This is a genomic window from Legionella sp. PC1000 (genome assembly GCF_014109805.1).
Taxonomy (GTDB): domain Bacteria; phylum Pseudomonadota; class Gammaproteobacteria; order Legionellales; family Legionellaceae; genus Legionella; species Legionella resiliens.
The window spans coordinates 3,474,373-3,490,000 of record NZ_CP059400.1 but is presented as its reverse complement, the minus strand read 5'-3'; the positions used below and the strand labels follow the sequence as shown (position 1 = coordinate 3,490,000).

Genomic DNA, 15,628 nt, shown 5'->3' with positions numbered 1-15,628 from the left:
ACGACGTTAATCGGAGCAGGGTGAGTCGGCCCCTAAGGCGAGGCTGAAGAGCGTAGTCGATGGGAACCAGGTTAATATTCCTGGACTTTTTATAAGTGGTGAAGTGGGGACGAAGAAGGCTAGATGAGCCAGGCGTTGGTTGTCCTGGTATGTGCATGTAGGGGGATGGTTTAGGCAAATCCGGACCATTACTAACTCTGAGGTGCGACATGGTGCTGACACTTCGGTGTACAGCGAAGTCATTGATGCCCGGCTTCCAGGAAAAGCTGCTAGCCATAACTTATAGAGAACCGTACCGCAAACCGACACAGGTGGACAGGTAGAGAATACTAAGGCGCTTGAGAGAACTCGGGTGAAGGAACTAGGCAAAATGGTACCGTAACTTCGGGAGAAGGTACGCCCTTTTTGGTGAGGAGATTTACTTTCTGAGCTGAAGAGGGCCGCAGAGACCAGGTGGCTGCGACTGTTTATTAAAAACACAGCACTCTGCAAATTCGTAAGAAGACGTATAGGGTGTGACGCCTGCCCGGTGCCGGAAGGTTAATTGATGGGGTTATCTTCGGAGAAGCTCTTGATCGAAGCCCCGGTAAACGGCGGCCGTAACTATAACGGTCCTAAGGTAGCGAAATTCCTTGTCGGGTAAGTTCCGACCTGCACGAATGGCGTAACGATGGCCACACTGTCTCCACCCGAGACTCAGTGAAATTGAAATCGCTGTGAAGATGCAGTGTACCCGCGGCTAGACGGAAAGACCCCGTGAACCTTTACTATAGTTTTGCACTGGACTTTGATGATAACTGTGTAGGATAGGTGGGAGGCTATGAAGTGAGGACGCTAGTTCTCATGGAGCCAACCTTGAAATACCACCCTGTTGTTATTGAGGTTCTAACTTGGTCCCGTAATCCGGGATAAGGACAGTGTATGATGGGTAGTTTGACTGGGGCGGTCTCCTCCCAAAGAGTAACGGAGGAGCACAAAGGTACCCTCGGTACGGTCGGACATCGTACCAAGAGTGTAAAGGCATAAGGGTGCTTGACTGCGAGAGTGACGGCTCGAGCAGGAACGAAAGTTGGTCTTAGTGATCCGGTGGTTCTGAATGGAAGGGCCATCGCTCAACGGATAAAAGGTACTCCGGGGATAACAGGCTGATACCGCCCAAGAGTTCATATCGACGGCGGTGTTTGGCACCTCGATGTCGGCTCATCACATCCTGGGGCTGAAGCAGGTCCCAAGGGTATGGCTGTTCGCCATTTAAAGTGGTACGCGAGCTGGGTTTAGAACGTCGTGAGACAGTTCGGTCCCTATCTGCCGTGGGCGTAGGAAAATTGAGAGGAGCTGCTCCTAGTACGAGAGGACCGGAGTGGACGAACCTCTGGTGTACCGGTTGTCACGCCAGTGGCATTGCCGGGTAGCTAAGTTCGGACGGGATAACCGCTGAAAGCATCTAAGCGGGAAGCCTCCCTCAAGATGAGTTTTCCCATGAAGCCCGTTGAAGACTACGACGTTGATAGGCAAGGTGTGGAAGCACAGTAATGTGTGAAGCTAACTTGTACTAATTGGCTGATTGTCTTGACCATATAATCTGAATTACTTCAGATTTTGATTGCGAATACGGATACGAGAAACAACAAATAGTGTACTTCTTTATTTACCTAATGCTTGATTGAGGTATAATGCCTGACAATCAATGCAAAACCAGTTTTCCTGGCGACCATAGCGGTTTGGAACCACCTGAATCCATCTCGAACTCAGAAGTGAAACGAACCCGCGCCAATGATAGTGTGAGGTTTCCTCATGTGAAAGTAGGTCATCGCCAGGGTTTTATTTAAGTGATAAAGAAAAATTAAAATATCACTATAATGCTTGTATTATTCAAGCAAAGCGTACATGCTGGCGTAGCTCAGTTGGTAGAGCAACTGACTTGTAATCAGTAGGTCCCGGGTTCGATTCCTGGTGCCAGCACCATCTTATTAGGTTGGCCGTTAACTAAATGTTGACATTCTATTCATCTTAAAAGACAATAGCGTTCTTTTTGGAGGGGTTCCCGAGCGGTCAAAGGGATCAGACTGTAAATCTGACGGCTCTGCCTTCGAAGGTTCGAATCCTTCCCCCTCCACCAGTTAAAAGAAGGATAAAAGCGGGTGTAGTTCAATGGTAGAACTTCAGCCTTCCAAGCTGATAGCGTGGGTTCGATTCCCATCACCCGCTCCAAATTAGAAATAGAACATATTTGCTTGTTTCAATGAGTCAGCAAGCTAATATAAGCCCACATAGCTCAGGCGGTAGAGCACTTCCTTGGTAAGGAAGAGGTCGTTGGTTCGAGTCCAGTTGTGGGCACCATAATGTCAATTAGCAATGGGGAGACTTTCCAATGGCGAAGGAAAAATTTGAACGTAAGAAGCCACACGTAAACGTGGGCACGATTGGTCACGTAGACCATGGTAAGACTACATTAACAGCAGCGATTACCACGATTATGGCAAAGAAGTTTGGTGGTACAGCAAAAGCATATGACCAGATTGATGCTGCTCCAGAAGAGCGGGAGCGTGGTATTACTATTTCTACAGCACACGTAGAATACGAATCAGCGAACAGACACTATGCACACGTAGATTGCCCAGGACATGCTGACTATGTTAAGAACATGATTACAGGTGCGGCACAAATGGACGGAGCGATACTCGTAGTATCTGCTGCTGATGGTCCAATGCCACAAACCCGTGAACACATATTATTATCACGCCAAGTAGGTGTTCCATATATTGTGGTGTTCATGAACAAAGCAGATATGGTAGACGATCCTGAGTTATTAGAATTAGTTGAGATGGAAGTTCGTGACTTGTTAAGCAGCTACGATTTTCCTGGGGATGATATTCCAATTGTTGTTGGTTCAGCGTTGAAAGCGTTGGAAGGTGATGACAGTGAGATTGGTGTTAAGGCGATTGAGAAATTGGTTGAGACTATGGACTCATACATTCCTGAGCCGGTACGCAACATTGATAAAGCATTTTTATTACCAATCGAAGACGTATTCTCTATTTCTGGACGTGGAACAGTAGTAACTGGACGTGTAGAAAGCGGGATTGTAAAAGTGGGTGAAGAAATTGAGATTGTTGGAATTCGCGACACTCAAAAAACCACTTGTACAGGTGTTGAGATGTTCCGTAAGTTGTTGGATGAGGGTCGAGCTGGTGATAACGTAGGTGTGTTATTACGTGGAACCAAGCGTGACGAAGTTGAGCGTGGCCAGGTATTAGCCAAGCCAGGCACAATTAAGCCTCATACCAAATTTGAAGCAGAAGTATACGTGTTATCAAAAGAAGAAGGTGGGCGACATACACCATTTTTCAATGGATACAGACCACAATTTTATTTCAGAACGACAGACGTAACTGGAACATGTGATCTTCCATCTGGAGTTGAAATGGTAATGCCTGGTGATAACGTACAATTGACCATTAATCTTCATGCACCTATTGCGATGGACGAAGGTTTACGTTTCGCAATTCGGGAAGGTGGTCGTACTGTTGGCGCCGGTGTTGTTGCGAAAATCATCGAGTAATAAAGATAAATTGTGTTGGCATGAGTTATCAATTCATGCCAATTAATTTAGGCCAGTAGCTCAATTGGCAGAGTGGCGGTCTCCAAAACCGCAGGTTGGGGGTTCGATTCCCTCCTGGCCTGCCAACATACAAGTGAATATGAAAAGTTCGAACGAAAACCAAAACAAGACTAAAGATATTTTCTCATGGATGACTGTAGTTCTTATAACTGCAGCGGCTTTTATTTGTACATATTACTATACTTTTTCAGGCCCAATCCTATCAATAATATGGCTCATGTGGCTATTATTGACCTTGTTTTTTGGCTACATGACATCTTCAGGTAAACAAGTATTTAAATTTGCTCAAGAGTCAAAAGTTGAATTATTAAAAGTCGTTTGGCCAACTCGCCAAGAAACGATACAGACAACAACTATTGTTATTGTGATGGTTGGAGTGACTGGATTTATACTCTGGGGTATCGATTCAGTAATGATGTGGGCAATTGCTAAAATAACGCATTTAGGGTGAATTTGGTGGAAGAACACAAATCGAAACAATGGTACGTTGTACATGCCTATTCAGGTTATGAGAATTTCGTTATGCGCGAAATCAAATCTCGAGCTCAACATCACAATTTAGATGATAAAATTGGCGAGGTTGTAGTCCCTTCTGAAGAAGTGGTTGAAATGCGTTCGGGTCAAAAACGTAAAAGTACGCGTAAGTTTTTCCCTGGCTATGTATTGGTGAACATGGTTATGGATGATCAAACATGGCATATGATAAGAGCGATCCCAAGAGTTCTAGGCTTTATTGGTGGAACCAGCCAAACACCTACACCTATTACAGATAAAGAAGCTCGTGCAATTATGCAGCGTGTTGAAGATGGTGTTACTAAACCAAGACCCAAGATCCTATTTGAACCAGGCGAAGTAGTTCGCGTTAAGGAAGGTCCTTTTGTTGACTTTAACGGGGTAGTAGAAGAAGTCAACTATGAGAAAAATCGATTAAGAGTAGCTGTCTTGATTTTTGGACGATCTACTCCAGTAGAACTTGAATTTAGTCAAGTAGAGAAAACTTAGTTCGCTAAGGTGCCCTGATAACTCGTTTAAATAATAAGTTTAAGCAAGAGTTTCGGGGTTATTTTGTGTAAAAAAGGGGAGCCAGAATTTAAAAAAAGAAAGCAATTCATGCTTTTCTATGACACTGGCGTATGACCCATGAGGAGTAAATATGGCAAAAAAAGTAGAAGCTTATATTAAGTTACAAATTCCAGCAGGTAAGGCAAACCCAAGTCCGCCTGTAGGCCCAGCTTTGGGTCAACGTGGTGTTAATATTATGGAATTCTGCAAAGCTTTTAACGCAGCAACGCAACAAATGGAGCAAGGATTACCCACTCCAGTTGTAATTACTGTGTATAGTGATCGCAGTTTTACCTTTGTTACTAAAACTCCACCAGCTTCTGTTCTTCTGAAAAAAGCTGCAGGTATTCAAAGTGGAAGTGGTACACCCAACACTAAAAAAGTGGCCAAACTTAATGTCAAACAACTTGAGGAAATTGCGAAGGTTAAAGAACCTGATTTAACTGCAGCAAGCTTAGCGGCAGCAGTTAGAAGTATTGCAGGTACTGCGCGCAGTATGGGTATTGACGTTGAAGGCTTAGAGTAAGGGGGATGCCATGGCAAGAGTATCTAAGAAGCAAAAAAAGATTATAGAGACAATTAAGTCAAATCATTTATATGGTGCGGCAGAAGCAATTAACCTGTTAAAGCAATTTGCTTCAACTAAATTTCGTGAGAGTTTGGATATAAGTGTTAACCTGGGTGTTGATCCTCGTAAATCCGATCAAGTAGTACGTTCATCAACTAACTTACCTAAAGGTACAGGAAAAGTTGTACGCGTAGCTGTATTTGCACAAGGTGACAATGCTACTAAAGCTAAAGATGCAGGTGCTGATATTGTTGGATTTGAAGATTTGGCTGAGAAAATCAAAGGTGGCGTAATGGACTTCGATGTTGTTATAGCAACACCAGATGCTATGCGTATTGTCGGACAGCTAGGTCAGGTTTTAGGTCCAAGAGGTTTAATGCCAAACCCCAAAGTTGGCACAGTTACTACTAACGTTGAAGCAGCGGTTAAAGATGCAAAATCAGGGCAAGTCCGTTATAGAACTGACAAAAACGGAATTATTCATTGCACCGTTGGCAAGGTAGATTTTACTGCTGAAGACATCATTGAAAACATAGTTGCTTTAATTAATGATCTTAAAAAAGCAAAGCCTGCTTCTGCTAAAGGTCAATACTTAAAGAAAATCTCTTTATCCACAACTATGGGTCCTGGCATAGCTATTGATATTTCATCAATACCTGTGTAATATAACCACCCATTTTTAAGAATTCACGGCATAGATTTGGTTCCATGCCGTCGAAGACCGCAGGTGCTAACGCTTAATTTCCTGCGCAGACGGTGAACCGGCTCCAATTTTAAAAGAGACGGCCACCATAACTGGCAAATCCTTGTGATTTGTATAATTAGGAGGTCAGTAACGTGACATTAAATTTAGCTGAAAAAAAAGCTGTTGTTGAAGAAGTGACTGAGGTCGCCTCAAAGGCTATTTCGGCAGTTGTTGCTGATTATCGTGGTTTAACCGTTAATCAAATGACGCAGTTACGTAGTGAAGCACGTAAGTCTGGTGTTTATCTTCGTGTTGTTAGAAATACATTGACACGAAGAGCTTTTAAAAATACTGAATTTGAGTGCTTGAATGACTTGCTGGTAGGCCCGTTGTTCATTGCATTATCACTGGAAGCACCTAGTGATGCTGCAAGACTACTTAAAGAATTCACTAAGACATTTGAAAAACTTGAAATAAAAGCATTATCCGTAGGCGGAAAAGTATATAAAGCAAATCAGATTGATGCTGTTGCTAGCTTACCGACTCGAGATGAGGCAATTGCCAAGTTGATGTACGTGATGAAAGCGCCAATTGAGAAATTTGTCAGAACTCTTGCTGAACCACATGCTAAATTTGTGAGAACTTTAGCAGCAGTAAAAGATAAAAAAGCAGGTTAAATCTCATTTAATCATTAAATTAATTTTAAATCAGGAGCTAGAAATGGCTGTGTCAAAAAATGATATTTTAGAAACCATAGCAAACATGTCTGTTATGGAAGTTGTTGAATTAATCGAAGCTATGGAAGAGAAATTTAACGTTTCCGCTGCCGCTGCTGCTGTTGCAGTTGCTGCTCCAGCTGCTGCTGCTGCCGCTGCTGAAGAGCAAACAGAGTTTAATGTTGTTATGACCAGTTTCGGCGCAAACAAAGTTAACGTAATTAAAGCAGTTCGTGGTATTACTGGCCTTGGCTTGAAAGAAGCTAAAGACTTGGTAGAAGGTGCTCCTTCAACAATTAAAGAAGGTGTATCTAAAGATGAAGCGGCTAACCTCAAGAAAGAACTTGAAGAAGCAGGTGCTTCAGTAGAAGTTAAATAATAAGGTTATATCAGTGAGATAGGACCCAGCCATGGTTTCATGGCTGGGTTTACGTGTTTGAAGTCATCAATAATTTACAGAGGAAACACCATGGCCGTTGCAGAAGCTAAACCTCAATATTCGCATGCTGAGAAAAAACGATTTCGCAAAAGCTTTGGTACGCAGGCCGATAAAATGGCAATACCAAATCTGCTTGAAATTCAACTTAAATCCTATAGGGATTTCCTTCAGGCTGATAGCAAGTCAAACGAACAATTTAATACAGGATTGCATGCTGCATTTTCTTCTGTATTTCCAATTGAAAGCTTTTCTGGCAATGCGCGATTAGAATATGTTGGTTATAAGTTAGGTGAACCGGCGTTTGATGTTCGTGAATGCAAATTAAGAGGCTTAACTTATTCTGCGCCGTTAAGGGTTAAAATCAGACTTGTTGTTCTTGATAAGGACGCAAGCGAAGATCCTAAACCAATCAAAGACATCAGAGAGCAAGACGTTTTTATGGGTGAAATACCTTTAATGACTGATGTTGGTACATTTGTGGTAAATGGTACCGAGAGAGTTGTTGTTTCTCAATTACATCGTTCTCCTGGTGTGATATTTGAGCATGATAAGGGTAAAACCCATTCATCTGGTAAACTATTGTATTCTGCACGTATTATACCCTACCGTGGATCATGGTTAGATTTTGAATTTGATCCAAAAGACTGTGTTTATGTCCGAATTGATAGAAGACGTAAATTACCTGTAAGTATTTTATTAAGAGCCTTAGGATTTGAAACAGAAGATATCTTAAGTGAGTTCTTTGAAATGACAAGCTGTCATCTTAAAAATGGTGAATACCATATTGATTTAATTCCTCAACGACTCCGAGGTGAAATTGCCTCGTTTGATATTCTCGTTCCTGAAACCGGTGAACTTATTGTAGAACAAGGTAGAAGAATTACTGCACGTCATATTAAGCAAATGGAAAAAGCTCAGATGAAAGATCTGGTTGTTCCACGTGATTATTTAATAGGCAAAACAGTAGCTAAAAATATTATAGATACTTCTACCGGGGAATTTATCGCACAAGCAAATGATGAAGTAACTGATGAGACCCTTGATTTAATGGCTTCCAACGGAATTCATGAATTTAACATGATTTATACTAATGATTTAGATCATGGTTCTTATATATCGGATACATTGAAAATTGATCCTACCTCAAGTCAGTTGGAGGCGCTTGTTGAAATTTATCGTATGATGCGTCCAGGTGAACCACCAACCAAAGAAGCAGCTGAAGCACTGTTTAAAAATTTATTCTTTGTGGATGAGCGCTATGATTTATCAGCAGTAGGTAGAATGAAATTTAATCGACGTGTTGGCAGAAAAAATGATGATGGGCCAGGAACTTTGACTAAAGAAGACATAATGGCTGTTATCAAGACACTAATCGATATAAGAAACGGTATTGGAATGGTGGATGATATTGACCATCTAGGTAACCGAAGGGTTCGTAGTGTTGGTGAAATGACAGAAAACCAATTTAGAGTCGGCCTTGTACGTGTTGAGCGAGCTGTTAAAGAGCGTTTAAGTTTAGTTGAATCTGAAAATCTGATGCCACAAGATTTAATAAACGCAAAACCAGTTTCTGCCGCAATCAAGGAATTCTTTGGCTCAAGCCAGTTATCTCAATTTATGGACCAAGTTAATCCATTATCAGGTGTGACCCATAAACGCAGGGTTTCTGCATTGGGTCCAGGTGGTTTAACTCGGGAGCGAGCTGGTTTTGAAGTTCGTGACGTTCATACCACACACTATGGACGTGTTTGTCCTATTGAAACACCAGAGGGTCCAAACATTGGTCTGATTAATTCATTATCTGTTTATGCAAGAACAAATGATTATGGATTTATTGAAACTCCATGCCGTAAAGTAATTAATGGTCGTGTGACCGATGAGATTGAATATCTATCAGCGATTGAAGAAGTTGATCAGTATATTGCGCAATCGAGCGTGACTCTTGATAAAGACGGAAATATTCTCGCAGATCTAGTTCCTTGCAGGCATCAAAATGAGTTCTCATTAACAACGCCAGATAATATTAACTACATGGATATTTCACCCAAGCAGATCGTTTCTGTAGCTGCTTCGTTAATTCCATTCTTGGAGCATGATGATGCGAACCGTGCTTTAATGGGTTCAAACATGCAACGGCAAGCAGTGCCGACTTTACGTTCTGAAAAGCCCCTAGTAGGTACAGGAATGGAACGTATTGTTGCTTCAGATTCAGGAGTTTCTGTAGTGGCAAAACGCGGTGGAGTAATTGATCTTGTAGATGCATCGCGTATCGTTGTTCGAGTGAATGATGACGAGACTACCGCTGGTGAAACGGGTGTTGATATTTACAACCTGACCAAGTACTTCCGTTCAAACCAGGATACATGTATCAATCAACGTCCAATAGTTAATACTGGCGATATGATTCAAAAAGGAGACATCTTAGCTGATGGTCCTTGCACTGATATGGGTGAATTAGCTCTAGGTCAAAATTTATTGGTCGCCTTTATGCCTTGGAACGGATATAACTTTGAGGACTCCATCCTTATATCCGAACGTATTGTACAAGATGACCGATTCACAACGATTCACATCGAAGAATTAACTTGTATCGCACGTGATACTAAGTTAGGTACAGAAGAAATCACTGCTGATATTCCTAATGTTGGTGAATCAGCACTTTCAAACCTAGATGAAGCCGGGGTGGTTTATATCGGAGCCGAAGTTAAGGCTGGCGATATTTTGGTTGGAAAAGTTACTCCAAAAGGTGAGACACAACTTACACCTGAAGAGAAGTTGTTGCGAGCAATTTTTGGTGAAAAAGCTTCTGATGTTAAAGACTCTTCATTACGCGTTCCATCTGGAATGAATGGTACTGTTATTGATGTTCAAGTATTTACACGCGATGGTTTAGAAAAAGATGCGCGTGCGAAAAGCATTGAAGAAGAACATTTAGCACGAGTTCGTAAGGACTTGGTTGATGAGCGACGCATTCGTGAAGAAGATATTTACCACCGTGTAGCCAACATTATACTCGATAAGGTCGCAACAGGCGGTCCAGGAAATCTGAAACCTGGTTCCAAAATAAATCAAGAATACCTGGACAAAATAGGTAGAGAGAAATGGTTTGATATTCGACTCGAAAACGATGTAATCAGCCAGCAATTGGAACAACTTTCAAAGCAGCTTGAACTGTTGTCTAAAGAAATGGAAAAGCGTTTCAATGATAGCCGAAAGAAAATAATTCAGGGGGATGATTTAGCTCCTGGTGTATTAAAAATTGTTAAAGTATATCTTGCTGTGAAGAGACGTATTCAGCCAGGTGATAAAATGGCAGGTCGACATGGAAACAAAGGGGTTATCTCTATTGTGGTTCCGGTTGAAGACATGCCGCATATGGAAGATGGAACAGCTGTAGACATCGTTCTTAATCCATTGGGCGTACCTTCACGTATGAATATTGGACAAGTATTGGAAACCCATCTTGGTTTAGCTGCAAAAGGCTTGGGAAATAAAATTGCTCAGATGCTTGATTCAAAACAAAATGCGACTGAAATTAAATCGTTTTTGCATAAGATATACAACCATGATGATGTACAACGAGTGCATCTAGATTGTCTGAATGATGAAGAGATACTTAGATTGGCAGATAATCTACGAGCTGGTGTACCGATGGCAACACCTGTTTTTGATGGGGCTTCTGAAGCAGAAATAAAACGCATGCTGCAACTGGCAGATTTGTCTTCTGATGGTAAAACCTTCTTGGTTGATGGCAGGACTGGAAGCAAATTTGATAACCCTGTAACTGTAGGTTACATGTATATGTTGAAACTAAACCATTTAGTTGATGATAAGATGCATGCACGCTCAACTGGTTCATACAGCCTGGTAACGCAACAACCACTGGGCGGTAAAGCACAGTTTGGTGGTCAGCGCTTTGGAGAGATGGAGGTATGGGCTCTTGAAGCTTATGGTGCAGCTTATACATTACAGGAAATGTTGACTGTGAAATCAGATGACGTTGGAGGTAGAACAAAAATCTACAAAAATATTGTCGATGGCGATCATCGTATGGATCCAGGAATGCCTGAATCTTTCAACGTATTATTGAAAGAAATCCGTGCACTTGGAATAGATATCGAACTCGAACACGATTAACTTTTTTCAGCGATACATACTGATTAACAAATTTTTGGAGGCATAGACTTGAGTACTCTAAACGACGATCCAATGAATGAACCAATGAGAAAAGCACCTGTAATGAGCGATTTGCTCGGCATCCTTAAGCAGCAGGGACAAAGCGAAGAGTTTGATGCAATTAAGATTGCATTAGCTTCTCCTGAACTAATTCGTTCATGGTCATATGGTGAAGTAAAAAAACCCGAAACAATTAACTATCGTACCTTTAAACCTGAGCGAGACGGTTTATTTTGTGCCAAAACTTTTGGTCCAGTAAAAGATTATGAGTGCTTATGCGGCAAATATAAGCGACTTAAACATCGAGGCGTTATCTGCGAAAAATGCGGGGTTGAGCTTGCATTGGCTAAAGTACGCCGTGAGCGCATGGGACATATTGAACTTGCAAGTCCAGTTGCACACATTTGGTTCTTGAAATCATTACCTTCCCGTATTGGTTTATTACTTGACATGACGTTACGAGATATTGAACGTGTTCTTTATTTTGAAGCGTTTGTTGTTGTCGATCCAGGAATGACAGAACTTGAACGCGGTCAGTTGCTCAACGATGAAGTATATCTTGATGCAATGGAACAGTATGGTGATGAATTTGACGCACGAATGGGTGCTGAAGCAATTCGTGATTTACTTCGTCAAGTTGATTTGGAAGAAGAAATCAAGAATTTGCGTGAGGAATTACCCACTACAAGTTCTGAAACAAAAATTAAGAAAATTACGAAGCGTTTAAAACTTCTCGAAGCATTCTATGATTCTGGTAATAAGCCAGAGTGGATGATCATGGATGTATTACCTGTTCTGCCACCTGATTTAAGACCTTTAGTGCCTTTAGATGGCGGTCGTTTTGCGACATCTGATTTGAATGACTTGTATCGTCGCGTGATTAACCGAAACAATCGTTTGAAGCGTCTTCTTGATCTGAATGCACCTGATATTATTGTGCGTAATGAAAAGAGAATGTTACAGGAATCAGTCGATGCGCTGTTGGATAACGGGCGTCGAGGTCGTGCGATTACGGGTACAAACAAGAGACCACTCAAATCCTTAGCAGACATGATTAAAGGAAAGCAAGGTCGTTTTCGCCAAAACCTGCTTGGTAAGCGTGTAGACTATTCCGGACGTTCAGTAATTGTGGTCGGTCCGACTTTGAAGCTGCATCAGTGCGGTCTTCCAAAGAAAATGGCGCTTGAATTATTTAAACCATTCATATTCAGCAAACTTGAGTTTAGAGGTTTAGCTACAACAATTAAAGCTGCCAAAAAAATGGTAGAGCGTGAAGAGTCTGTTGTTTGGGATATTTTAGATGATGTTATTCGTGAGCATCCTATCCTGTTAAACCGTGCGCCTACATTACATAGGCTAGGTATTCAGGCATTCGAACCTGTGTTGATTGAAGGCAAGGCGATTCAACTGCATCCTTTAGTTTGTACTGCATATAACGCAGACTTCGACGGTGACCAAATGGCGGTGCACGTGCCATTGACTTTGGAAGCACAATTAGAAGCTCGCTCGTTAATGATGTCTACCAACAATATTCTATCGCCTGCGAGTGGTGAGCCAATTATCGTCCCCAGCCAAGACGTTGTACTCGGGTTATATTATTTAACTCGAGAAAAAGTTAATGCTTTAGGTGAAGGGAAGATTTTTGTCAGTGCCCAGGAAGCTCAGAATTTTTACGAGTCAGGACATCTTGATATCCACGCTAAAATTAAAATTCGCATGTCTAAGGACGACGGAGAGGGACATCATCTGGTAGAAACTACAGTTGGTCGCGCTATTCTTGCCGAGGTTCTTCCTAAAGGCATGACATTTGCAACGATAAATCGTACCATGACCAAGAAAGTAATTTCGAAGGTTATTGATAGTTGCTATAGAAATTTTGGTTTGAAAGAGACTGTAATTTTTGCTGATAAGCTAATGTATACAGGCTTTAAGTATGCGACACGTTCTGGCATATCAATTGGTATTGAAGACATGGAAATACCTGATGATAAAGCCAGCATTATTGACCATGCCGATAATGAAGTTCGTGAAATTGAATCCCAATTCCGTTCAGGCTTGGTAACCAATGGTGAGCGTTACAACAAAGTAATTGATATTTGGTCTAGAACCAATGAATTGGTTGCTAAATCGATGATGAGCAAAATAGCAACTGAAGAAACTCGTGACGCAAAAGGTGATCTCGTCAGACAGGAATCATTCAACCCAATCTTCATGATGGCTGATTCAGGCGCTAGGGGTTCTGCGGCGCAAATCAGGCAGCTTGCTGGTATGCGTGGATTGATGGCTGCTCCAGATGGCTCGATTATCGAAACGCCAATTACTGCTAACTTCCGTGAAGGTTTGAACGTATTCCAGTACTTTATTTCAACTCACGGTGCAAGAAAAGGTCTGGCAGATACTGCGTTAAAAACAGCTAACTCCGGTTATTTGACACGGCGTTTAGTTGATGTTGCGCAAGACGTGGTGATTACTGAAGACGATTGTGGTGTTGATACCGGTGTTCTAATGCAACCTCTGATTGAAGGCGGAGATATTGTTGAGCCGCTACATGAGCGTGTGTTAGGACGGGTAGTTGCTTCAGATGTTTACATTCCTAACCAAAGTGAGCCTGTGGTCACTGCAGGAACATTATTGGATGAGGAGTGGGTTGAAAAGCTCGAAAAACAAGGTGTGGATCAAATTATGGTTCGCTCACCGATTACTTGCCAAACTCGATTTGGGTTATGTGCTAAGTGCTATGGCCGTGACTTGGCCAGAGGTCACCTTGTTAATACCGGCGAAGCTGTAGGTATTATTGCAGCTCAATCAATTGGTGAGCCTGGAACGCAGTTGACCATGCGTACCTTCCATATTGGAGGTGCTGCATCGAGAGCAACTGCAGCAAATAATATTCAGATTAAAACCAAAGGGGTTATTCGTTTACATAACATTAAAACAGTAACGCATGAAAATAAAAATCTGGTTGCTGTATCACGTTCCGGTGAGGTAACAATTGTTGATGAATTCGGACGTGAGCGTGAGCGTTATAAGTTACCTTATGGTGCCGTAATTTCAGTACATGATAATTCCTCTGTTGAGGCTGGACAAGTTATTGCAACTTGGGATCCGCATACTCACCCAGTTATTTCTGAGGTAAGTGGTTATTTGAAATTTGTCGACTTAATCGATGGTATTACCATGAACCGACAAACTGATGAATTAACCGGTTTGAGCAATATTGTAGTTATCGATGCAAAACAACGCAGTGCCGCAGGCCGTGATTTACGTCCGATGGTAAAACTAGTTACTGAAAATGGCGAAGATATTTATCTTGCTGGAACTAATGTCCCCGCACAATACTATCTGCCTGTTGACGCGATTGTTAATTTTGAAGATGGTAGCCATGTGGGAATCGGAGATGTTATTGCGCGTATCCCTCAAGAGCGTTCTAAAACTCGCGATATTACAGGGGGTCTGCCAAGAGTAGCTGATTTATTTGAGGCGCGTAAACCTAAAGACTCAGCAGTTATGGCTGAAGTTTCGGGAATGGTTAGTTTTGGTAAGGAGACGAAAGGTAAGAGAAGGTTACTTATAAATGTTTCCGAAGATCAATGTCATGAAGAATTGATACCGAAATGGAGACATATTTCTGTCTTCGAAGGCGAACATGTTGAGCGTGGTGAGATTATCGCTGAAGGTGCACTCAATCCACATGATATATTACGTCTGCTGGGTGTAGGTGCATTAGCGAATTACATCGTAAATGAAGTACAAGATGTATATCGTTTACAAGGCGTAAAAATTAATGACAAGCATATCGAAGTAATCGTACGACAAATGCTACGTAAACGAGTTATTACTTTTGCCGGGGATTCAAAATTCTTGGTGGGTGAGCAAGTAGAAGAAAGCGTCTTATTGCAAGAAAATGACAAACTTATTGCTGAAGAGAAACAAACAGCCAGAGGTACACCTATATTGTTAGGTATTACAAAAGCTTCCTTGGCAACTGAGTCATTTATTTCTGCTGCTTCGTTCCAAGAAACAACAAGAGTACTAACAGAAGCTGCTGTAAGTGGTAAAATTGATGATTTACGTGGATTAAAAGAAAACGTGATGGTTGGACGCTTGATTCCTGCAGGAACAGGTTATGCATATCATCAAGGCCGTAAGGCAAAAAGAGCTAAGGCTGCAGCCGGTGAGCACCCAGTGCATACCGTTACTGCAAGTGATGTTGAGCATGCGTTAAGTGAAGCATTAAACGCAGACAATCAAGAACACTAGTTCGGATTCGAAAAACGGCAGATTAAACTTGACAAATCTGCCGTGGCTATATAGAATCCGGCCTCCTTATGCATTCGAAATAATCAAAAGAGACAGATCG

Annotated in this window: 9 protein-coding genes, 5 tRNA genes and 2 rRNA genes (1 of these 16 cut by a window edge); all 16 read left to right on the top strand. The window is 41.8% G+C overall.

Annotated features, from left to right (window positions below):
- A 23S ribosomal RNA gene (locus tag FOLKNPGA_RS15375) occupies positions 1-1,577 on the top strand (it extends 1,320 nt beyond the left edge of the window).
- A gap of 126 nt (positions 1,578-1,703) precedes the next feature.
- A 5S ribosomal RNA gene (gene rrf, locus FOLKNPGA_RS15370) occupies positions 1,704-1,819 on the top strand.
- A 70-nt stretch (positions 1,820-1,889) separates the two neighbouring features.
- Positions 1,890-1,965, top strand: a tRNA-Thr gene (locus FOLKNPGA_RS15365).
- A gap of 69 nt (positions 1,966-2,034) precedes the next feature.
- Positions 2,035-2,119: transfer RNA gene (locus FOLKNPGA_RS15360), tRNA-Tyr, on the top strand.
- Between the two features lie 18 nt (positions 2,120-2,137).
- Positions 2,138-2,211, top strand: a tRNA-Gly gene (locus FOLKNPGA_RS15355).
- Positions 2,212-2,264: 53 nt separating this feature from the next.
- Positions 2,265-2,340 (top strand) — tRNA-Thr (locus FOLKNPGA_RS15350).
- A gap of 31 nt (positions 2,341-2,371) precedes the next feature.
- Positions 2,372-3,562 (top strand): elongation factor Tu, encoded by a 1,191-nt coding sequence (gene tuf / locus FOLKNPGA_RS15345; RefSeq protein WP_019233360.1) that lies wholly within the window; start codon positions 2,372-2,374, stop codon positions 3,560-3,562.
- A 49-nt stretch (positions 3,563-3,611) separates the two neighbouring features.
- Positions 3,612-3,687, top strand: a tRNA-Trp gene (locus tag FOLKNPGA_RS15340).
- Positions 3,688-3,701: 14 nt separating this feature from the next.
- Entirely contained in the window at positions 3,702-4,073 is a 372-nt protein-coding gene (gene secE, locus FOLKNPGA_RS15335; protein ID WP_182350704.1) for a preprotein translocase subunit SecE, read from the top strand.
- A 71-nt stretch (positions 4,074-4,144) separates the two neighbouring features.
- A complete protein-coding gene (gene nusG / locus FOLKNPGA_RS15330) occupies positions 4,145-4,624 on the top strand; it encodes a transcription termination/antitermination protein NusG (RefSeq protein WP_370529208.1) in 480 nt (159 codons plus the stop codon).
- 151 nt (positions 4,625-4,775) lie between these two features.
- Positions 4,776-5,210 (top strand): 50S ribosomal protein L11, encoded by a 435-nt coding sequence (gene rplK / locus FOLKNPGA_RS15325; protein ID WP_182350703.1) that lies wholly within the window; start codon positions 4,776-4,778, stop codon positions 5,208-5,210.
- 10 nt (positions 5,211-5,220) lie between these two features.
- Positions 5,221-5,916: a 50S ribosomal protein L1 gene (gene rplA, locus FOLKNPGA_RS15320; protein WP_182350702.1), complete on the top strand. Its 696-nt coding sequence runs from the start codon at positions 5,221-5,223 to the stop codon at positions 5,914-5,916.
- Positions 5,917-6,089: 173 nt separating this feature from the next.
- Positions 6,090-6,614: a 50S ribosomal protein L10 gene (gene rplJ, locus FOLKNPGA_RS15315; protein ID WP_019233354.1), complete on the top strand. Its 525-nt coding sequence runs from the start codon at positions 6,090-6,092 to the stop codon at positions 6,612-6,614.
- Positions 6,615-6,657: 43 nt separating this feature from the next.
- A complete protein-coding gene (gene rplL, locus FOLKNPGA_RS15310; protein ID WP_182350701.1) occupies positions 6,658-7,032 on the top strand; it encodes a 50S ribosomal protein L7/L12 in 375 nt (124 codons plus the stop codon).
- Between the two features lie 90 nt (positions 7,033-7,122).
- Positions 7,123-11,229: a DNA-directed RNA polymerase subunit beta gene (gene rpoB, locus FOLKNPGA_RS15305; protein ID WP_182350700.1), complete on the top strand. Its 4,107-nt coding sequence runs from the start codon at positions 7,123-7,125 to the stop codon at positions 11,227-11,229.
- Positions 11,230-11,331: 102 nt separating this feature from the next.
- A complete protein-coding gene (gene rpoC / locus FOLKNPGA_RS15300; RefSeq protein WP_182352885.1) occupies positions 11,332-15,528 on the top strand; it encodes a DNA-directed RNA polymerase subunit beta' in 4,197 nt (1,398 codons plus the stop codon).
- The last annotated feature ends 100 nt before the right edge of the window (positions 15,529-15,628 follow it).

Coding starts and splice junctions, on each gene's coding strand:
- rpoC (WP_182352885.1), top strand. CDS start 11,332: ATGAGCGATTTGCTCGGCATCCTTAAGCAGCAGGGACAAAGCGAAGAG.
- secE (WP_182350704.1), top strand. CDS start 3,702: ATGAAAAGTTCGAACGAAAACCAAAACAAGACTAAAGATATTTTCTCA.
- rpoB (WP_182350700.1), top strand. CDS start 7,123: ATGGCCGTTGCAGAAGCTAAACCTCAATATTCGCATGCTGAGAAAAAA.
- rplK (WP_182350703.1), top strand. CDS start 4,776: ATGGCAAAAAAAGTAGAAGCTTATATTAAGTTACAAATTCCAGCAGGT.
- rplL (WP_182350701.1), top strand. CDS start 6,658: ATGGCTGTGTCAAAAAATGATATTTTAGAAACCATAGCAAACATGTCT.
- rplA (WP_182350702.1), top strand. CDS start 5,221: ATGGCAAGAGTATCTAAGAAGCAAAAAAAGATTATAGAGACAATTAAG.
- nusG (WP_370529208.1), top strand. CDS start 4,145: ATGCGCGAAATCAAATCTCGAGCTCAACATCACAATTTAGATGATAAA.
- tuf (WP_019233360.1), top strand. CDS start 2,372: ATGGCGAAGGAAAAATTTGAACGTAAGAAGCCACACGTAAACGTGGGC.